Source organism: Tunicatimonas pelagia (assembly GCF_030506325.1).
GTDB lineage: Bacteria > Bacteroidota > Bacteroidia > Cytophagales > Cyclobacteriaceae > Tunicatimonas > Tunicatimonas pelagia.
The window spans coordinates 63,812-84,322 of record NZ_CP120684.1; the positions used below are offsets into that span (position 1 = coordinate 63,812).

General features: G+C 44.9%; 14 protein-coding genes and 1 pseudogene. 10 read left to right on the forward strand and 5 right to left on the reverse strand.

The annotated features are described in order from the left end of the window. Positions 1-13: 13 nt before the first annotated feature. Positions 14-2,923 carry a Tn3 family transposase gene (locus tag P0M28_RS30735; protein WP_302211023.1) on the reverse strand — a complete coding sequence of 970 codons (2,910 nt, stop codon included), beginning with the start codon at positions 2,921-2,923 and terminating at the stop codon, positions 14-16. 104 nt (positions 2,924-3,027) lie between these two features. On the opposite strand from P0M28_RS30735, the gene P0M28_RS30740 reads away from it, so the two are divergent. The 7 genes from P0M28_RS30740 (at position 3,028) to P0M28_RS30770 (ending at position 14,864) form a co-directional block, all read left to right on the forward strand. Further along, on the forward strand, positions 3,028-4,224 hold the full coding sequence (locus P0M28_RS30740) for a Tn3 family transposase (RefSeq protein ID WP_302211025.1): 1,197 nt from the start codon (positions 3,028-3,030) through the stop codon (positions 4,222-4,224). Between the two features lie 567 nt (positions 4,225-4,791). Beyond that, a complete protein-coding gene (locus P0M28_RS30745) occupies positions 4,792-5,028 on the forward strand; it encodes a helix-turn-helix domain-containing protein (RefSeq protein ID WP_302211027.1) in 237 nt (78 codons plus the stop codon). An 80-nt stretch (positions 5,029-5,108) separates the two neighbouring features. Further along, positions 5,109-6,275 carry a phosphoribosyltransferase gene (locus P0M28_RS30750; protein WP_302211028.1) on the forward strand — a complete coding sequence of 389 codons (1,167 nt, stop codon included), beginning with the start codon at positions 5,109-5,111 and terminating at the stop codon, positions 6,273-6,275. Next, positions 6,272-7,246: a DNA-processing protein DprA gene (locus tag P0M28_RS30755; protein WP_302211029.1), complete on the forward strand. Its 975-nt coding sequence runs from the start codon at positions 6,272-6,274 to the stop codon at positions 7,244-7,246. The genes P0M28_RS30750 and P0M28_RS30755 overlap by 4 nt, the downstream gene beginning before the upstream one ends. Positions 7,247-7,339: 93 nt before the next feature. Then, positions 7,340-10,264 (forward strand): ATP-dependent helicase, encoded by a 2,925-nt coding sequence (locus tag P0M28_RS30760; protein ID WP_302211030.1) that lies wholly within the window; start codon positions 7,340-7,342, stop codon positions 10,262-10,264. 9 nt (positions 10,265-10,273) lie between these two features. Beyond that, positions 10,274-12,229: a site-specific DNA-methyltransferase gene (locus P0M28_RS30765; protein ID WP_302211031.1), complete on the forward strand. Its 1,956-nt coding sequence runs from the start codon at positions 10,274-10,276 to the stop codon at positions 12,227-12,229. Next, entirely contained in the window at positions 12,222-14,864 is a 2,643-nt protein-coding gene (locus P0M28_RS30770) for a DEAD/DEAH box helicase (protein ID WP_302211032.1), read from the forward strand. Before P0M28_RS30765 ends, P0M28_RS30770 begins: the two co-directional genes overlap by 8 nt. A gap of 78 nt (positions 14,865-14,942) precedes the next feature. Here P0M28_RS30770 and P0M28_RS30775 read toward each other — a convergent pair whose 3' ends face one another. Both P0M28_RS30775 and P0M28_RS30780 read right to left on the reverse strand, forming a co-directional pair. Beyond that, on the reverse strand, positions 14,943-15,749 hold the full coding sequence (locus P0M28_RS30775; protein WP_302211033.1) for a hypothetical protein: 807 nt from the start codon (positions 15,747-15,749) through the stop codon (positions 14,943-14,945). Between the two features lie 28 nt (positions 15,750-15,777). Then, positions 15,778-16,389, reverse strand: a complete 612-nt coding sequence (locus P0M28_RS30780) for a sigma-70 RNA polymerase sigma factor region 4 domain-containing protein (RefSeq protein ID WP_302211035.1) — start codon at positions 16,387-16,389, stop codon at positions 15,778-15,780. A gap of 287 nt (positions 16,390-16,676) precedes the next feature. Here P0M28_RS30780 and P0M28_RS30785 point away from each other — a divergent pair, with 287 nt between their 5' ends. The 3 genes from P0M28_RS30785 to P0M28_RS30795 are packed head-to-tail and all read left to right on the forward strand — an operon-like array spanning position 16,677 to position 18,877. Next, complete coding sequence (locus tag P0M28_RS30785; protein WP_302211036.1) at positions 16,677-17,333, forward strand: multiubiquitin domain-containing protein; 657 nt, start codon at positions 16,677-16,679, stop codon at positions 17,331-17,333. Beyond that, on the forward strand, positions 17,308-18,486 hold the full coding sequence (locus P0M28_RS30790; RefSeq protein ID WP_302211038.1) for a ThiF family adenylyltransferase: 1,179 nt from the start codon (positions 17,308-17,310) through the stop codon (positions 18,484-18,486). Before P0M28_RS30785 ends, P0M28_RS30790 begins: the two co-directional genes overlap by 26 nt. After that, positions 18,470-18,877: a ubiquitination-like system serine protease family protein gene (locus tag P0M28_RS30795; protein ID WP_302211039.1), complete on the forward strand. Its 408-nt coding sequence runs from the start codon at positions 18,470-18,472 to the stop codon at positions 18,875-18,877. The genes P0M28_RS30790 and P0M28_RS30795 overlap by 17 nt, the downstream gene beginning before the upstream one ends. 45 nt (positions 18,878-18,922) lie before the next feature. On the opposite strand, the pseudogene P0M28_RS30800 reads toward P0M28_RS30795, so the two are convergent. Both P0M28_RS30800 and P0M28_RS30805 read right to left on the reverse strand, forming a co-directional pair. Beyond that, positions 18,923-19,038: pseudogene (locus P0M28_RS30800) on the reverse strand (DUF5131 family protein); the annotation flags it as partial. A gap of 128 nt (positions 19,039-19,166) precedes the next feature. After that, the gene (locus tag P0M28_RS30805; RefSeq protein ID WP_302211040.1) at positions 19,167-20,510 is read right to left on the reverse strand and encodes a Y-family DNA polymerase; all 1,344 of its coding nucleotides are present in this window, start codon (positions 20,508-20,510) and stop codon (positions 19,167-19,169) included. Position 20,511: the final 1 nt, after the last annotated feature.

Consider the following 20,511-nt stretch of genomic DNA (forward strand, 5'->3'; position numbering starts at 1 on the left):
GACGATGCAACTGCTACGCCCTAATCCGATGCGGATCAATAATGTACTCACCGTAGAGAATAATATTCTCCCATCCAATTGGGCTGATATGTGTGATTAGTTCGTTATTTACTGTCAAACCGTCTTGCTGTTTAATGTCGATCAGAATACGGTTTATCTCTTTGGCCTGCCAGTAGATAATACTAGCCAATATGAGCGTCAAGCAGTTGGACGCGATACGCTGACCATCCCAGTCCCGGGGACCTAATCTACCGCGTTTGCCGTAGTTCACTTCCCGTGCCAGCGCGTGCATTTGCTCTCCCTTCAGTAGTCCCCGACGATTGCGTTGCCGAAGCACCGGATCGGATAGATAGTTGAGAATGTACTCCGTCTTAAAAATACGACCTAGTTCTCGGTTAGCGCGGTAAAAGTGGTTCTTGGGTGAAAAGCCTACTAAACGTTTCAACGCTGTAGATGCCGTTACATGTCCACTTTCCAGCGAAGCGTAGAACTGTCCCATCCGGTCCCATTCCTGAGCAACCCAGTCGGTATGAATCGCTCGATCGGATGGGCTGACTAACGGAGTAAGCTGCCGATAGTCTTTCTCTTTGCTAATCCGGTAGATATGTTGATCCTGAATATTGCGGATACGGGGGGCGAACTGTTTGCCCAGCATGGCAAAAGCAGCGAAATTAATCTCGGTATAGCCATGTGTATCCGTGTAGTGTTCCTCCAACGCCAGATCAGTTTCATTGTATAACAAGCCATCCAATACGTAGGCCGCATCTCGATCATTACACTCAATAGGCAAGCTGTAGAAGGGAGCGTAATTATCCGCTACAAAGGAATAGAACTCCAGGGCAAACTCATGAAAACGAGTACTGAAGGTTTGCTGAAGTACCTTTTTTGGCAAAGCAAAGCGTTGTCCGTCGCTACTGGAAGTACGCCCCTCCCCCCAGGCCTGGGTGACATCCAGTTGACTGATAGCCTGAACGATCTTAGCTAAACTACTACGCTGGGCTTCTTCGGTCAGTTGCCAATCGGTAACTTGTTTGATCTGCCGGTACGTGATGTCGTTGGTGAGCCGGGCCATAGTGGAAGGACCGATATTACAGCCGTGAGCCATGATCGTGGCCAGGAGAATACGCTTATCCTCTACTGTTTGAAAACTTTGACTCGGAGTACAGAAGTCGGTCAGGTGCTGCAAGTCGTTGTTCACATCGATGAGCAATTCCGGTAGTTTGATTACCAGCAGCCGTTTGGAAAGCGTCTTCTTCAGTTCGTCTAGCTGCTCCTGTTTTTTGGTGCCAAGTTTTTCTACTTTGTCTACCGACAGTTGCCACCGCCCCTGCGTCACCTGAGCGTAGTGATTATCGTCGGACGTCTGTAAGAAACGATCATAGGCTGCATTGAGTCGCTCGGTCAGGTACTCGACGGCCGCTTGCGGATGAACGGGTAGTCCGGCTCGTTGGAAGAAGTCTTTTCGTGCGGGTTGCCAGATATTGGATGCAATGAAAAAGCTTTCCAACTTACTGAAGCGCTTACTGCCTTTGACCGAGAGATTGCCCTGTTTGATGTCATCGCGTAATTGGGTAAGTAGTAGGCATTCCCAAGCGGCACGATCCGGACTTCCTTCTTTAAGGGCTTTGGCACGATGCTTTTTAGGAATGAAGTCTAACGGAGAATCTTCAGGAAGCTTGCGTTTTCCGGTTTCATTTAAGTGTTGCAGCAAGTCCAGTGCTTCGGTGGTTGCCGTAGCCTGGGGACTGGCTGCCTCTATTTCAATGTGATGTAAAAGTGTTGGCGTGAACTGACGCAGGTAGTGATAGCGGCTCACTACCCGCTGGAAAGTGTTGCTGTACTTACCGTCCAGATACAGATCAACTTCCACCACTTGTTCATGAAGTTTCTCTCTATCTACCTGATTGAACAGACTGTTCCTCAATTCAACATCGGTGATCTCATCATTAAGAATTGTTTGTCCCAGCATACGAAAGGTAGAAAGCGTTCGCCGCAGGAGCTTGCGTTGCTTTTTCACGTGATCTTCCACGTCGTGTTGTGCGCGATTGTAAACTCGGGTAACAATCTTATAAAGCATGTCGACCAAGTAGTCGACGGTTTCCCGATGCATCTGATGGAGAAAGCAAACTAACACCGAGTAGCGATGCGCCGGTTGGAGTTGGCGCAATCGGTCCGCTGAGCAGCGTTCGGCGTACTTGGTTAAAGAACGCTGATAATTATTGTTGAGCCAAGTAAGATCAAGGGCCAACGCTCCGGTCTGATCCATGACTTCTATCTTCCGAGTAAGCTTCAATACTGAAGCAGCCGAAGGATGACCAGGTGGTTGCTTAATAAACTGAAAAGGAGTGAAGTACTGATCGCCGGAAACCAACAGAGTATCTAAGTGCTGCCGGGCGGTATCACTGAGCATTTCGGCAATACGGCCGTAAATATGATGACGGGCGCGTTCCCGTTCTCGCTGAGTCAACCGGGTGAGCGTATAGTCTGCGGGTTCCAAGATGCGTTGTTGGTGCAGAAAGGTTCGAGCCAAAGCTTTGAGGGCAGTGGTTTGATCGGTTCGGAGGGATTGTTCAAACAGGTAAGAAGCTAGTTGCTCAGTATGATCTTCACTCCACCGAGTCAGGTTGAGATAGTCGCCAATCCGCTGCTGATGTTCGTAGACCGTTTGCAGTCGGTCTTGGTAGCGATTGATCTGAGAAGCTGAGATACTTACTTGGTATGAGACATATGTAAGCAGCGAATCAATGTATTGCTCAAAGGGGTTTGTTTCCGGAAAACGATTTAACAGTTTGACAAACGCCAATTGGTAGGCGAAGCCCAACTGATTGTGCAAGCGACGGCAACTACGAATCTGTGCAAAGTCCTCCCGGGAGAATTGCGCTTGTTCAACTAGGGTTTGCTTGGAAAAGTGAGTGCTTTCCATAGCCGGTAGACTGAGTAGAAAAACTTGGCACCAAAAAACAGGAGCAGCTAGACGAACTGAAGAAGACGCTTTCCAAACGGCTGCTGGTAATCAAACTACCGGAATTGCTCATCGATGTGAACAACGACTTGCAGCACCTGACCGACTTCTGTACTCCGAGTCAAAGTTTTCAAACAGTAGAGGATAAGCGTATTCTCCTGGCCACGATCATGGCTCACGGCTGTAATATCGGTCCTTCCACTATGGCCCGGCTCACCAACGACATCACGTACCGGCAGATCAAACAAGTTACCGATTGGCAACTGACCGAAGAAGCCCAGCGTAGTAGTTTAGCTAAGATCGTTCAGGCTATCAGTCAACTGGATGTCACCCAGGCCTGGGGGGAGGGGCGTACTTCCAGTAGCGACGGACAACGCTTTGCTTTGCCAAAAAAGGTACTTCAGCAAACCTTCAGTACTCGTTTTCATGAGTTTGCCCTGGAGTTCTATTCCTTTGTAGCGGATAATTACGCTCCCTTCTACAGCTTGCCTATTGAGTGTAATGATCGAGATGCGGCCTACGTATTGGATGGCTTGTTATACAATGAAACTGATCTGGCGTTGGAGGAACACTACACGGATACACATGGCTATACCGAGATTAATTTCGCTGCTTTTGCCATGCTGGGCAAACAGTTCGCCCCCCGTATCCGCAATATTCAGGATCAACATATCTACCGGATTAGCAAAGAGAAAGACTATCGGCAGCTTACTCCGTTAGTCAGCCCATCCGATCGAGCGATTCATACCGACTGGGTTGCTCAGGAATGGGACCGGATGGGACAGTTCTACGCTTCGCTGGAAAGTGGACATGTAACGGCATCTACAGCGTTGAAACGTTTAGTAGGCTTTTCACCCAAGAACCACTTTTACCGCGCTAACCGAGAACTAGGTCGTATTTTTAAGACGGAGTACATTCTCAACTATCTATCCGATCCGGTGCTTCGGCAACGCAATCGTCGGGGACTACTGAAGGGAGAGCAAATGCACGCGCTGGCACGGGAAGTGAACTACGGCAAACGCGGTAGATTAGGTCCCCGGGACTGGGATGGTCAGCGTATCGCGTCCAACTGCTTGACGCTCATATTGGCTAGTATTATCTACTGGCAGGCCAAAGAGATAAACCGTATTCTGATCGACATTAAACAGCAAGACGGTTTGACAGTAAATAACGAACTAATCACACATATCAGCCCAATTGGATGGGAGAATATTATTCTCTACGGTGAGTACATTATTGATCCGCATCGGATTAGGGCGTAGCAGTTGCATCGTCATTAAATCCTTAGCGTGAAAAAACACACGAATATGGGAGTTACCTATATAGAAGTAAACCAGCTTCTAAGTACAATATCCGTGGGGTCTGCATAATTGATGGTAACTCTTCTAACTCTGCTGGGTTCTGTAACAGGTAATATCTTGAACTAACGATAGGTTCGTTTGACCGTATCAACCATCGTGCTTCGCCTTCTCTTATGTCTTCAGTATCCGGATAAATTCGGCATTTCAGTGTTAACTCTCCATCATCCATATTAGCAATTTAATTTGTTCCTGATATAGTAACGTCCGATACCGATAGTCTTGTGGTGATAAGTCTGTTTGAATAGCCCTTAAGTCTGTAAGCTTCTTCTCAATCTCAAATAACTTCTTCTGAATATCACCTAATGTACGCATGGTATCTTCTATTATTTAGCCACCTATAATTATGCCTCCCGATATAGAGTGCGATGGTACCATCGAGCTCTTACGCGACGAATAACGCTAAGACAGTAAAAAAAACACGCTGTACTCTGCGGGTTTTGTCTGAGAATTTTTGTGGGTCTTTGTTAGGTGGAAAAAGAACAGTTCAAACGGGTATTTGCTACTAACCTTCGAAAATTTCGAAAAGTACAGAAGCTAACGCAAACGGTTCTAGCTGCTAAAGCGGATACCGACGAGCGATATATCCAGGCTTTAGAAGCCGGAACAAATGCTCCCAGTTTATACGTAGCCTGGAAGCTAGCTGTGGCTTTAGGGGTACCAGTAGATACCCTATGCTCGGAAGATGGGACCCCGTTAGAAGGCTAGCTTTACGATCGGTCTAACGGTTGTAAATTTTACATAATCTCGCTACTTTAACCCATCACGCTCAATCCTAGTAAGCACGAATGGCCCATGTATTGATCACGTCTCCAGATGCGCTGATAGATCCTCGCACGGATCGTTGGTACGATGGTCTGGAACAAGCGCTTAAATTCTTTCAAAGCCAGAATCCGGACAACCTTGTGATTGTCTTATCTCGAAGTAACGAGAAACTCAAAGATGTTCCTGATACATATAACCCCGTACAACTTCCTGGTAAGGTAAGAGGATCTGGTAAAGTAATTGATGCTTTACTTAAGCAGTTTCCTAACTTATCAGAACGAGATATTTTCATTTTAGGAGCTAACGATGCTGACATGGTTACTGCATTTAACGGTAGAGTCCTGCTTCTAACTGCTGCCTATGCTCCTACTGATAGTCGCATACATTCTCCGGGTTACGGCATTAAAATTAGCTCGCCGGAAAAAGTGGAGGAGTTTTTCCGGTACTTTCTTCAGATTACGGATCCCTGGTATTATCAAATCGAGATAGACGAACAGGCTACGTTATATACACTTACCAATGCAAATACTTTCGGGAGAGGCAGCGATGTAGTGAAACTTAACGAAGCCTTTCGTGAATGCTTGAAGGAAGGGGCTGAAGACTATCACAATACTTTCATGGTCTATGCATTGATGAGTATGCAGTCGGAACAGACCATTGATATCTTTCGCGGAGTTGATGCTTGGGGAGTATACCCTTCTTCGTCAACTGGCCCCAATCCTATTCTAGAGCAGTTTAAGGAGCTTTTCCGTATCAACTATGGGTCCCGCTTTAAGCAACCTATCTTACTGAGGAAATCAGACACGTTGCCCCGCCATCGGCAAAAGAAGGATACTCGGGTGGCAATTGGCTGCGACAACCAATTAGAAACGATCATCGTCAATCCGAAAGCAAAAGCTAAAGTAAATGGAAAAACGGTATGCATCATTGATGACTTTACCACATATGGAACCAGTTGTGAGACCACTCGTATTCTACTAACGGAAGCAGGAGCGGAAAAAATCATATTTGTTACCATGGGAAAATACGGGAGGGAATACTATCGATACTCTTATCAGATTCAAGGGAATGTATTCGGTCAGTTTGAGTATGCCCGAACTGGTGATTATGAAGAAATTGGAAATAATGGTATCTTTAATCAAGGTGCTACTACCGATATCCGTCAAGCTATTGGCCCCCTACTCGCATGATTGATTACTCATTTACGTCCAAAGAAGGGTTGTTGTTCCTATGTTATTTGACCAATTATAACATCAATGCCATCTACCAGGCAGTGAATGATCATTCCCCTAGTACCCTCACCGATTTTTACCAAGCATTCTTACAACAAAGTCCCTCCTCGAGAAATGGAAAAAGTCAACAATCGTCTGACCATCATAAAAGAGCAAGCGACATTGATAAAGCATTACAACAAACCACTATTGCGCTGGCCAAACTACGGTATCACCGAGTAAATATCATTTCGTATATGGACGAAGATCATTACCCCAACCAGTTGAAGGGTATTAAACAACCACCACCCTTACTTTTTGTGAAAGGAAACTACAAGTCTAACCAAAGAATGGCGGCCATTGTCGGTACTCGCCAGGCCTCTAAGTTTGCTGATAAAATGACGCGTAAGATTGTGGATGTTGTTCAGGAGAGCGGTCTAGGTATCTTAAGCGGATTGGCGCTGGGAATTGATACAATAGCCCACCGGGCGGCCTTAGATAAGGATGTATACACCATAGCTATTCTGCCCAACTCACTTGATACAGTGTATCCGAAGTCAAACTTTCCCTTGGCAGTAGAAATTCTTGAGAAAGGAGGAGCCTTGATTAGCGAGCTGCCACCAGAAATTAATCGAGGAAAGAAAAGCTTCGTAGAACGCAATCGGCTTCAGACAGCTTTATCGGAGCTGGTTATACCTGTCGAGCTCGGAGCTAAGTCCGGTACTATGCATACCGTCAATTTTGCCAAGAAACAGGGTAAGCACGTCATTGTCGTTCAGCCCTTCGAACAAAATCAGTATTTACCACAGTACGAAGGAATTCAGACACTTATCGCCAAACAAGAATCCTCCCCTTACGAAAACTTTCATACGGTGACAAACTCCGCAGGATTAAGCGTTAAATTAAAAGGTCTCTTTACTTCAACTGAACAAATGACATTGTTCAGCTAGAGACTGTTCTATTATAATCAACCTATAATCATCTTCTCGTCTCAGCAATATTTTCATTTTTTTCTTTGATACTTTTTTGGCAATTTTCGGTAGATGTCCCACTTCCCCTACGATATTACCCAACTGGAAGTTGATCAGGCCAAGAAAAAAGCCATCAGCCATACGGATGGCCCCCTACTCATCATCGCAGGTCCTGGGGCAGGCAAAACCAAGACCTTAGTAGAGCGCATCGTGCACTTACTTTCACGGGGGGTAACCCCCGAACAAATGCTCGTAGCCACTTTCACTGAGAAAGCGGCCAAGGAACTTATCACACGGGTTTCCAGCCGTCTTTGGGATCTTAACGTTCGGATCAATCTTAATGAGATGTACATCGGGACCCTACATAGCATCTTCTTACGAATCCTAGAAGACTATCGGGAGCATACCCGGTTGAAGCGCAGTTATCGGTTACTGGACGCTTTTGACCAGCATTACTTTGTCTACCAACGCATCAATGAGTTTTTGACTATCGAGGGCGCGGATCAGTTACTGGGCGGGCACCAACGCTCTTCTTGGTACAAATCGGCGGAAGTAATTCAGCTCATCAATAAGATTAGTGAGGAGTGTTTGGCCGTGGAGAGCTTACTTCAGGCTGAGGATCTCGAGGTGCGAATCTTAGCGCAATTCTACCAGCGCTACTGCCAGCAGCTAGAAGAAGAAAATGCCTTAGACTTCTCTTTCATTCAAGTTGAAATTCTGCGCTTACTGGAAGACCAACCGAAGGTGCTTTCTGAGCTTCAAGAGCGGCTGCGCTACTTTATGGTAGATGAGTACCAGGATACCAATACGATCCAGGAGAATATTTTACTACTGCTTTCGGCAGCTTCCCAAAACCTGTGTGTGGTGGGTGATGATGATCAGGGACTCTACCGTTTTCGAGGGGCGAGCATTCGCAATATCTTGGAGTTTAAACAGAACTTTCCAAAAGGCACCTGCCAGCAGGTAACGCTTTCTACTAATTACCGCTCCCACCCGGATATTATCCGCTTTTATAATGAGTGGATGCAACAAATTAACTGGCAACGAGGGAGCCAATCATTTCGCTACCCTAAACAGATTGTTCCCCGAAATGATACCTTTCCTAAGGTGCCAACGGTTTTAAAACTATCCAGTCGTAGTAGCGAGGAAGACTATTTTGAGGAGGTCTATCAGTTCATCCGAACTTTACAGCAGCAAGGTACGCTGACGGACTTTAACCAACTGGCTTTTCTGTTCCGCTCGGTTCGCCATCCGCAGGTAATCTCCCTCTCCCACTACCTGGAGGAGCGGGGTATTCCGGTTTTTTCCCCCCGATCTAAGCTCTTTTTTGAGCGTGATGAAATACAGCTTCTATTGGGGGCGCTGGTATTTATCTTTCCCAACCTCTTTGAGCAGCTCAAGTGGTCAAACGAAGCCCAATTGGACGTTTGGAAGTACTATCAGCAGTGTAAACAACGTTTTGCCGAAGCAATCCGGGCTGATCCCGAAAAACACCAAGCCTTACTAACATGGGCGCAGCAGCGGGCCCGGGCGCACCTAACCCTGACTGGAAAAACTTCTTACGCCTTTGCTGCCCTTCTCTATCAGCTACTGGAGTATCCGATGTTCAGCGAGTTGCTCTCTACCGAGCTATCGGCCAATAAAACCCAGCTAAGGGCATCGTACAATATTGCCCTATTGACCAAACTACTCTACAAATTTGAATACCTGCATAATGTAACGGTTTTCACCCCTGAGAACCTAGAAGCCATTCTGCAAAACTTATTTAACCGCTATCTTCGGTTCATCATTGATGGGGGTATTGAAGAATACGAAGACTTTGATGAGTATGCCCCCTCGGGTTGTGTTTCGTTTATGACAATCCACCAGTCTAAAGGCCTGGAGTTTCCGGTTGTTGTGGTAGATTCGCTCGGTTCGTACCCGCGAAAGCAGCACACTTCGCTGGATGCCCTACTGCAAAACCACTACTACCATAAGCCGCCCTTTGAGCCACTGGACGCTACCAAACTGTTTGACTTTTGGCGGCTCTACTACACGGCCTTCTCCCGGCCTCAAAACCTTCTGCTGCTAACAGCCCACGAACAATTCAATCAGAATGGCTCCTTTCGAGCCCCATCCAAGTATTTCTTTCCTCAGTACGATAAACTTCCCTCCTGGCGGGATGAGCGCTTTGACCCTTCTCAAATTGAACTAGCTTCGGTTAAGCCGATTCATCTGAAGCACGAGTACTCGTTTACTTCGCACATTTTGCTCTACGAGAATTGCCCTTTGCAGTATAAGTTCTACAAAGAGCTAGAGTTTACTGAGGTACGTACCGGGGGAGTACTTGGGGGAACATTGCTTCACCAAACCATTGAGGATATTCACAAGGCGGTACTGCGGGGAGAAGTAGCTAGCTTGACGGATGAGAAGATTACCTCCTGGTACAACACTAACTACCAGCTTTTGGTAAAACAGCAGCGTACCTACTTACACCAAGGGCAGCAGATCGCTTTACTACGGCAAGTACTCAATTACCGCGACCGCAACGCCCACCGGTGGGACCAAATTGTGGAAGCGGAAGTGGACGTTTCGCTAGTGAAAGAAAACTATATCCTGAAGGGGGCAATTGATCTGATTCGGGGGGAAAATGATACGGTAGAAATTGTAGATTTTAAATCGGGTGATAAACCGGATGTGAATGCCACCGACGAGCTGACCCGTAAGCAATTGAACCAGTACCGCAGGCAACTAGAAATCTACGCCCACCTGGTAGAAGAGCGCACGGGCCATCGGGTGAGCCGAATGCATTTGTACTATCCTAAAGAAGAGAGCGGTAATCCCTACGTGAGCTTTGCCAAGCAGAAGGATACGATTGACCAAACAATCACTACGTTTGATGAGGTGGTACGCCGGATAGAGCACCAGGATTACTCCATGAAACATATTACCAAGAGCGAAAAACTTTGCGGAAGCTGTGATATGCGTTATCATTGCAATCCCAAACAGTATTCGTAATTCAGCCCTATGAGCGAACAAACTTCCTTAAATGTTCAAGCTGCTAAGAAACTAGCTACCGTAGAGGCCTATGAGTTTGAGCCGATCAAAGGCTATCCAATGCTCCGCTGGAAGGGTAAACGTCCGTTTACTTCTACCCAGTATTACCCCGCCCAGCATAAAGAAAGCCACGGAGAAGAGGTGGATGGCTGGATAAACCGTATTTACTGGGGGGATAATCTTCAGGTGATGAGCCACCTATTGAAAGAGTTTAGGGGAAAAGTAGACCTCATCTACATTGATCCACCTTTTGATAGTAAGGCAGATTATAAGAAAGTCATTAAATCTAGGGGAAGTAGTATTTCGAATGATTTAGGGGCGTTTGAAGAGAAACAATATACGGATATATGGAGCAATGATGATTATCTTCAATTTATCTACGAGCGTCTCATCTTATTGAAAGAATTACTTTCTAGCAATGGGGTGATATTTTTTCACTGCGATTCAAGTCGGGGTCATTACCTAAGGTGCATTTTAGATGAAATATTTGGCACCAATAGCTTTATAAACTCATTGGTTTGGCAAAGGTCCCATGCTCATGGCGATACTGGACAGGGGGCTAAGCACTTCGGACGAGTACTAGATTCAATTTACATATACGCAAAATCATCCGACTTTGAGTTTAATCCACAATACAAGCCATATTCTGATAAGATTATCAGCAGGGACTATAAGTACGTGGAAGAAGAAACTGGTGAGAGATATCGCCTCATGCCTGTCGACGGACCTGGTGGTGCGGCAAAAGGAAATCCATATTATGAGTTTTTAGGAGTAAAGAATTTCTTTCGCTACTCTCAACAAAGAATGAAAGAATTATACGATAAAGGTGAAATCGTATTATCCTCTACTGGAAAAACTCTTCATAGAAAAAGGTACCTTAAGGATGCCAAAGGAACACCAGTTACAGAGTTGTGGAACGACTTAAACAGGGTAAGTCCAACGTCAAATGAAAGATTAGATTATCCAACACAAAAACCAGAAGCACTGCTTGATAGAGTACTTAGAACTTGTTCAAGCCCTGGTGATCTAGTTTTTGATTGCTTTATGGGTTCGGGTACCACGCAGGCGGTAGCGATGAAGCTAGGCCGTCGATTTATTGGGGCTGATATTAACATGGGGGCCATTCAAACGACGACGAAACGTTTGATTCATGTAGCCCAGGAAATCCGGCAAAAACCGCCAGAACTCAATTTATCTACCGAAGGCAAAGAAGATACTCCCGCAACCTTCTATACGGGTTTTTCGGTGCATAATGTCAATCACTACGATGTGTTCCGCAATCCGCTGGAGGCTAAAGAACTCCTGATTCAAGCCTTAGAAATCCAGCCATTACCGGGTAATACTATTTACGACGGTGAGAAAGACGGGCGTATGGTGAAGATCATGCCCTTTGACCGGATTGCTACGCGGGCGGACCTGAATCCGCTTATTTCCGGACTTAATTACCGGAAATTGGAAAAGCAAGAACAGCAAAGCCCCGGTAGCGCAGTAGAGCACCTATTGCTGGTTTGTATGGGCCACGAACCGGACCTGGCCGCCTACCTTCAAAAAGAAGTGGGCTTTAAGCTAGACATCGAGGTAGTCGATATTTTGCGTGACAAAGCCAACCTAGAGTTCAAGCGGGATGCCGAGGCTGATATAACCGTAGAAGATGGTCAACTGACGATCCGCGCCTTCTACCCCATGAATTTGCTTCAAAAGCTCTCGCTAATGAAAGAGAACGTTGAAGATTGGCGAGAGCTGACCGAATCCGTCATGGTGGATTTTAACTACGACGGCGGGGTGTTCGAGCCCTCTATTGTAGACATACCGGGCAAAGATGAGCTGGTCAAAGGAACCTATCCCGTGCCCGAGAGTGCCGGCACCATCCGGGTTAAAATTACCGATCTGCTATCCGAATCACTAGAACAGGAACTCAATGGCTAAGAAAAAAAAGAGCAACGCCCAAGTAGAGTTTCCCTTCTATGCCTATTTGAGAATTTTCCACGAGCAGGAGCGCAAAGCAATCTACGCTGCCTACGATACACTCACCCGGAAATTCTTACGTTTCAACGATCCCAGCGGCAAAAATATGACGGCCTACCTGCGTACCCCGCAGTTTGAGGCGTTGGAAATGTATGTGTTTTTGAAAGAGTTTCTGAATAATCAGCCACTCTACGAGGTGTTTGCCGACTGGTACCACCGGCGCGGCCGCTTTGAAGGCCGCTCTACTACCGGGGTAAGCGAAAAAGGCCAAACAACGATGTTTGGAACGCAGGAGTTTGATTCGGATAGCCCAGAAATTTTTGAGCAGGTGTACGCCCAGATCAAAGTGCTTCAGCAGACCTACCCCAACTATATTTTTGCCCTCACGATGGGACTGGGAAAAACCGTGCTCATGGCTACCTGCATCTTTTACGAGTTTCTACTCTCTAACAAGTATCCCAAAGATGAGCGTTATTGTCACAATGCGCTAGTATTCGCCCCGGATAAAACGGTACTCCAGTCGCTGAAGGAAATTCAAACCTTTGATAAAAGCCTGGTTGTTCCTCCCCCCTACGCGCAAAAGCTTGATACCTACCTGAAGTTTCACTTCTTAGATGACACGGGTATTTCCCTAAATGCCATTGAAAATTCCCGGTTTAACATCATTATTTCCAATACGCAAAAAATCATTCTGAAGAAAAAAAGTGTCCCTACCGCGTCAGAGCAATTATTCAAAGACTCCCCGGCAATTTATCAGGCCAAATCCCTCAACAAGGACTTTGACGATCTGTATAACTTTGCTATTGACAGCGAGCAGGAATTGATTACCAACCAACGGTTTGCCAAACTCACCCGCCTTACTGGGTTGGGAGTGTACGTAGATGAGGCCCATCATGTCTTTGGAAATTCTTTAGCCAAAGACCTGGGTATCACTAAATCCGGTAAGGGATTGCCGGCCACATCACTGCGGCTTACAATCAACGAGCTTTCGGAGCACTTAAAAGAATCGGGCAGCCAACTGGTGGGCTGTTATAACTTCACGGGAACCCCTTACGTGGGCAAGCGCCTGCTGCCGGAAGTAGTCTACGCATTCGGGTTAAAACCCGCCATTGACGCGGGTTACCTAAAGAAAGTGACCCTAGAGGGGTACAGTAACATCAAAGAACAAACGGAAGCCTTTGTGGGCGAATCGGTTGGGCAGTTTTGGCAGCGATACGGCGAAAACCGCTACGAGGGCATGCTACCCAAGATGGCTTTCTTTGCTTCCACGGTGCAAGAACTTCAGCAGGAGCTTCGCCCAGCGGTCGAGGCGGCCTTGATTGAGAGAAACATCGATACCAATCGTATGCTGATCAATGTGGGTGATTCATCGATTACAACCAACGACGATCTGCGGGAATTCCGTAACCTAGATACCCCGCAGTCAGATAAGCAGTTTATCCTGCTGGTTAACAAAGGGAAGGAGGGTTGGAATTGCCGCTCTTTATTTAGTGTTGCGTTGCACCGCACTCCCAAAAGTAAGGTCTTTGTCTTACAAGCCACCATGCGCTGCCTTCGGGCGATCGGGGATTACCAGGAGCAGGCAAGGGTTTTTCTTTCCCAGGATGCCCGGGCGATCCTAGAAAAGGAACTAGAAGACAACTTCCGGATGAGCCTAGCTGATTTGACTTCGGCAGGACAGCCTGATAATAAAGTAGAAGTAGATGTGCGCGTGGTTCCGCCCCCCGTAAAAATCAAACTGAAACGCTTAGAAAAGCGCTATGACCGTCGGCGCCGTCCTTCATCAGCATCCGTGGACTTCCGGCTGGGGGATGCCCCCCTAGAGCAGTACCGAATTACTCGCTCGGAACGGGACTTAGCCAACATTACGCAGCGATTAGGGCCCCAAGAGGATGTAACCCATATTAAAAAGAGGCGAAACTATTCATCGTATTCACTGGTGGCCGAAGTAGCCCGCTATCTCAATATGAAGTGTTTAGAAGTTGAGCAAGCGGTGCTAGCCTCTACCCCTGGCATAGAAGCTTTAGTAGAAGCAGTCAACGAACATAACGAACTACTTCATGATTGGGTTATCCCTCGCCTATTTGATGCATACTTTGAAATCATGGAGTTTGACCATCCCGAAGAGCACGAAGTAGCCCTCGTAAATGAGCCAGCGTCGGGGTACTTTAGAATGAGAGCGAATCCAGACTTACTGGTAAGCCAGCAGCAAGAAGAAGCCCAACCGTGGTCATCAAAATCTTTCCACCTAGATCATTACTGTTTTGATTCCCGTCCTGAAAATGATCTATTCTGGCGGCTTCTCTCCGAGCAGCAGGTACGCAACGTGTGGTTTACGGGTATGCTTACCCACGGCCAGTCAGATTTTAGGATTCACTACGTAGATCCTGAGTCGTCCACTGTGCGCTCATACTACCCAGACTTTTTGGTGCAAAAAGAAGACAGCAGTTACCTGATGATTGAAGTGAAGGGGGACAATATGGTAGACGATCAAGTAGTGCAGGCAAAGGCTCGCTACGCCCAGCAGTTAGCTACGGCTAGTCAGATGGGCTACACGATGGTGAAGGGCTCAGAGGTAGGGTTGTTTCACTTTTAAATGAACAATTACAACTGTACTTTGCTGATACCTTTTTCCTTCAATCCACTCAAATCATGCGAAACATATCCAAAGGAATCAGTTTGGATAAAGGTTATTTTCCTCCATCCATCTGATTCCTTCTATAATTCTGTCCCGAGAGAACTTCTTCTTTTCCTTCGACCATCGGTATACTTTTTCAATAATAGCATCATCACTAATGGTTGCATGTTCATTTAATAATTCCTCCCAGCCAGCAAAAATTGTAGCAATCAATTCAACTTGGTCGGTTTTAGATGAGCGGAATGTCTCTAGAAGCCACCGGATCTTTTCGTCGTACTCAGCATAATATTTTTCGTAGTACCGTCCTTGTTTACTTAATCCAGGAAGAGGAGTATATACATATTTCTTATACGGACCTTCTTGCTTAACATCAAACCAATTTTGCTTTTTAAACTCGCGATCAATAGAGTGGATAAATCTAGTATCCATCGGGCCTGCTGCCTGTTTCGAGTATCGTATACTAAGGTTATATTGACATATTTTTTCTGACAAATACATTAATTTCTGGAATTTCACATGACCGAACGTATTCTCAGAATAAAGCTTTTTAACAATTTCCCCAGCTAATACGACTCTTCTGAAATAGATTTGCTGCTTACTCAAAGAAGCCAAATCATCTGAGGAAGAGCTGGTCATAACAACAAGTTTAGAGTCAGGGCTATCCTTCTTTTTAACTTTGTAAGATTCTCTTTTTTTCTCGGATGCTGAGTCCAACTCAATTTCAGGAGGCACATCTTCTAATTCTCGATTTTTTAAATATTGTTTAACCTCTCTGACGTTTTCAGGAATTAAGTATCCATTTTCGGCCAATGATTTGGCTAGCTTTTTTTCAAATTCGTTCATGCTGTCAAGTGTTAGGTGTTTTTGTGCTCTAAGAACGGAGAATAATTTCCTTAACGTGTTTCAACGCTCTTGATTTAATTTTTCGTAAAGCGGCTCTATTCTTACCAAAATACATTTCAAGTTCATTGAGCACTTTAGAAGGAGTGTTGCTATTCTCATCATGGTAGCGGAAACACTCCAGTAGGATTAATCGCTGTTCCTCACTGAGTGTATCTAAAGCTTGGTTGAGTTTCATTAGCGGGATCGATTCGGCCATAGTGAATTCTTCCGCTTTTATATCTTCCTGGTAGGCATCAATAAATGCTATATCTACCGATTTATCCGGACTGAGTTCGCGTAGGTATTGGAGGCCTTCATACCGGATGAATTTTCCAATAATAGCACAAATCACAAACCTTACTTCGGCATCAGGAACGGAGTCCGCTATCTCTAGCGAATCAGATTTTTCATGAATGGTTACAAATACGTTATGGAAGAAGCTTTTTAAGTGTTCATCATCTTGAATACCTCTGCCCGTAAAAAAATCCTTACATACGGTATAGACATAGTTTTTGAACAGTTTATAGAACTGATTAAATGCCCTGGTTGACCTCTTCTCATCTTTTCCTCGAAGAGCCATTTCAGCAAACAGATTCCTCATAGGAAACTCCTGTTGCCTTTGCTCGAGTGGGTTTGGTTGCATCTATTTGAATAATCGCAATTGTGTGACATTTCATGATGTCACGCTTCGATCATTATTTAAGTGAACATCATTTAAGAGAATATAATGGCTCAAATTACTCAAAATTTAAAGAAATGCAGTAAACGATTATATCCTCTAAGGTGAATATCTCACTGTTGTCTGAGCGCAGAAATAGTCTTAGGGAAGAAAACCACAGCAAATTTAATATCCTATTAATAATTGTTGAATCTTAAAAAACCACAAAAATGGAAACATTTCATTTTAGACTGAACCAAGAAAAGTTTGAGACCACTCACTACAAAATATCTGGTGAAGAGGTCTTGAAAAGGGGTGGGCTTGAACCCCCGACAGATTACGAACTGCTAATAAAACTTAATGAAAAGGGGTTTGAGCCAGTGCAACTCAATGAACAGATTGATCTAAGAGAAGCAGGGGTTGAAGGTTTTTTAGCTAAGCCATACAAAAAATTGACCATATCGATAGATGATCAGCCTGTAGAAATTGAAGAATGCTTTTCTACTCCTAGAAAACTATTGGAGAAGGTCGGTAAAAACTCGGAAAGCTATTTCTTGAATCAAATGATTGAAGATCGCGAGATTGGCTATCGAAACGACCCTAATCACAAAGTAAGTATCAGGAATGGGCAAAAGTTCTATTCCTATCGCCTTAAACAAGAAATTACCATTTATGTGAACGGTACTCCCGAGGAATGGAAAAGCAAAACGATTTCATTTAATGAAGTAGTGCAACTTGCTTTTCCAAAGCCCCCTTACAGCAATGTTGAGTATCAGGTAGTTTATGCTGAAGCGCAGGGTAATAAGGAAGGAACACTTGCAGAAGGTCAAGAAGTAAAAATTAAAGAAGGAACACAATTCGATGTCACAGCAACTGATAAATCATAGCGCGGACCTTCAAAAGCTTTTGGATCACGGCTTAGTGATGGATATTAGAAACAATTTTTTATTTATCCACCGGGTGCCCTACTTGACTTCTTCCAAAAAAATTAAGTATGGCACCCTAGTTTCTAGGCTTCAATTAGCTGGTCTTAGAACCCAGCCACATCCAGAACATACAGCTTACTTTGCGGGAGACACTCCTTGCAAACTAAATGGTCAGCCCCTCAATATCATCAATAATACCAATAAGCAGGTTATTGCTGATGGCTTTCAGGTTAATATATACTTTTCAAGTAAACCGAAACCAAACGGATATACGGATTACTATCATAAGATGATGACGTATATCAATATGCTTTCTGCTCCGGCTAAAGCCATTGATGATAAGGTTACTGAGCGAGGTAAAAAAATGGATTTAACCAATGAGGATTCGGTATTCAATTACGCCGATACCAACTCTAACAAGCCTGAGCTAATTGAGCTGACAAAAAAATTCCACGGTCAAAAAATTGGCATCATTGGAGTTGGGGGTACCGGGTCCTACATTCTCGATCTTGTGACCAAAACACCTGTTGCTGAGATTCATTTGTTTGATGGAGACTGGTACTATAATAATAATGCTTTCCGATCTCCTGGAGCCGCTTCGATGGATGATTTGATGATTCCTGAGAAAAAGGTGGTATACTTTCAATCGATCTATTCTAGGATGCACAAAAACATCATCACTCACGGAGATTATTTAACTGAAACAGAACTTGATAAGCTTCAGCAATTAACGTTTGTCTTCATCAATATTGATAAGGGTGAAATCAAGAAAAAAATCGTAAAATTTCTTCAGTCACAAAAAATACCATTCGTTGATTCAGGTATCGGGGTAGAAATTAAGAATGGCGCGCTAACGGGTCTGATAAGAAATACGACTAGTTCGGACGCAAAAAGCGATCATTTGTGGGATAGTCGTTATATTTCTTATACGGAAAATCCTGATAACGAATATGATAAAAATATTCAGATTGCCGAGCTTAATCTCTTAAACGCCGGTTTTGCCGTGATGAAGTGGAAAAAATTACTTGGTTTTTATCACGATTTAACGGATGAGCACAATATGTTCTATCGTATCAATGCCAACAGAATCCTGAACGATGAAACTAGAACATAGGTTTGTAGAATATATCCCAAAAGAGTTAGACGATGAAGTATTGTATATATCAACTCGATTCAAGACAGTTCTACATAAGTGTGCCTGCGGGTGTGGGAATAAAACGGTAACCCCACTATCACCTACAGATTGGAAATTGACGTTCAACGGTAAATCAGTGTCACTTTATCCGTCGATTGGTAATTGGAGTTTTCCGTGCCAATCTCACTATTGGGTCACTGAAAATGAAGTTCGTTGGTCAACTAAATGGAGTGATGATGAAATTGAAGCTGGGAGAGCCAACAATAGAACTCGGAAAAAGGATTATTATACCTCAAAAGCAGGGCAAGATAGTGAGTCAATATCCAAGAAGGAAAAAGCACCTTGGTGGAAATTCAAGTGGTTGTTTTAAGCTATGTATACGTAGCTACTCAAAAGAATGACCCTCAATATCCCTAAACCGTTCCGAGATGCGCTCGGCGTAGCAATTTTGACAACCCGGACTGATTTGGTGCATCCCGTAATAGGATTCCAGGTAGTCTCAGTCCATTCTATAGATGGTTTCTGTGCCATGAATGGTTAAATTATACATTTTTAGATTTAATTTCTTTCGGGTGGCGATCCACCTTCTATTTTCTGATACGGAACCTTCTTTCTACGATACTGAAACTCATTGTCAGTACTTCCTTTACCCACAGTTATCACGAGCACTTGGCAATAGGAATTTCGCTAAAACAGGTTGTATAGCGAGGTGACAAACGATTCTGTTGCATCTGCCACCCCCTCGTCTCTACGGTTGTCATTGACGCCCCAAGTTGTATCTTTCCTCGTCCGTACCGATGATTGATCATATCGACTACCTCCATAAGTCTGACGTCCTCTTGCAATGAATCCCGTTGGACCTGGCCAGACTGGCCACTACGAATAGGTTGAGAAATATCATGATAACCTGATGAATTGCCATCACTAAACAGTCCTAGCTGGCGGGCATCCCTCGGGACTAGCCCACTGACGATTACCCCGCACTTGCTGTACTGGTACCCCTTCCGGAAAATCCGATCCAGCGCCTGGGAAGCATAGTGGACAAGTTCACGGCTATCACTGCTGGCCACCGGTAGTGTCCAAGTGAAACTATTACTGTACTGCTCACCTGGCCGATGCCTACTGGTGGCTAAAAATACTTGAATGTAATTGGCTACACTCCCTTCCCCTCGGAGTTTTTCTGCACATGAGGAAGCATGGTTGGCTACCGCTTCTTTGATCGCTGATAGGTTCATCTGCGCCTTCCCGAAGGTACGACTGGTACAAATGTTTTTCTTGGGTTTGCTGACCATCTCCAGGGGCAAGCAGGATACCCCGTGCAGCTCGTACCATAATCGGAGGCCTACAATGGTCATATGCTTCTTTACGAAAGCCTCTTTACAATCATAGAGATCTAACGCCGTATGAATGCCAAAGGAGCTAAGCTTCTTGGCATACCGGCGTCCGATCCCCCAAAGGTCTGCTACCGGCGTAAGGGAAAGAAATTCCTCAATGATCTGCTCTCGGTCCAATACGTATACCCCTTCGTGCACCAAGCTTTTTTTAGCAATGTGGTTAGCTACTTTTGCTAATGTTTTAGTTTTGGCAATGCCTAGGCTCGTAGGAACGCCCGTACACTGTTTGACCTTTTTCCGAATATTAACCCCTAACTGATCGGCCGACTGAGGGTGCCGGGTTGTGGAAAAATCTAGGAACTGTTCATCGATAGAGTAAACCTCCACATCGGCAATATCCTGTCGGACGACATTAGTAATTCGAGCCGAAAGGTCACCATAAAGCGCATAATTTGAAGAAAACACTTTCACTTTTTCATGCCTCAACAAGTGCTTAATTTGAAATACCGGCACCCCCATCGGAATTCCGAGGGCTTTAGCTTCATTACTTCTAGCCACTACGCAGCCATCTCCATTAGAGAGTACAACCACTGGTTGTCGCTCAAGCTTCGGATTGAAGACCCGCTCGCAGGAAACGTAAAAGTTGTTGGAATCTAGCAAACCGATCATA

What these genes read in the sequence shown, in the direction of transcription:
- P0M28_RS30755 (WP_302211029.1), top strand. Translation starts at nt 6,272, where the DNA reads ATGATTGATTACTCATTTACGTCCAAAGAAGGGTTGTTGTTCCTATGT.
- P0M28_RS30790 (WP_302211038.1), top strand. Translation starts at nt 17,308, where the DNA reads ATGTCACAGCAACTGATAAATCATAGCGCGGACCTTCAAAAGCTTTTG.
- P0M28_RS30785 (WP_302211036.1), top strand. Translation starts at nt 16,677, where the DNA reads ATGGAAACATTTCATTTTAGACTGAACCAAGAAAAGTTTGAGACCACT.
- P0M28_RS30765 (WP_302211031.1), top strand. Translation starts at nt 10,274, where the DNA reads ATGAGCGAACAAACTTCCTTAAATGTTCAAGCTGCTAAGAAACTAGCT.
- P0M28_RS30795 (WP_302211039.1), top strand. Translation starts at nt 18,470, where the DNA reads ATGAAACTAGAACATAGGTTTGTAGAATATATCCCAAAAGAGTTAGAC.
- P0M28_RS30775 (WP_302211033.1), bottom strand. Translation starts at nt 15,749, where the DNA reads ATGAACGAATTTGAAAAAAAGCTAGCCAAATCATTGGCCGAAAATGGA.
- P0M28_RS30760 (WP_302211030.1), top strand. Translation starts at nt 7,340, where the DNA reads ATGTCCCACTTCCCCTACGATATTACCCAACTGGAAGTTGATCAGGCC.
- P0M28_RS30805 (WP_302211040.1), bottom strand. Translation starts at nt 20,510, where the DNA reads ATGATCGGTTTGCTAGATTCCAACAACTTTTACGTTTCCTGCGAGCGG.
- P0M28_RS30780 (WP_302211035.1), bottom strand. Translation starts at nt 16,389, where the DNA reads ATGAGGAATCTGTTTGCTGAAATGGCTCTTCGAGGAAAAGATGAGAAG.
- P0M28_RS30735 (WP_302211023.1), bottom strand. Translation starts at nt 2,923, where the DNA reads ATGGAAAGCACTCACTTTTCCAAGCAAACCCTAGTTGAACAAGCGCAA.
- P0M28_RS30770 (WP_302211032.1), top strand. Translation starts at nt 12,222, where the DNA reads ATGGCTAAGAAAAAAAAGAGCAACGCCCAAGTAGAGTTTCCCTTCTAT.
- P0M28_RS30750 (WP_302211028.1), top strand. Translation starts at nt 5,109, where the DNA reads ATGGCCCATGTATTGATCACGTCTCCAGATGCGCTGATAGATCCTCGC.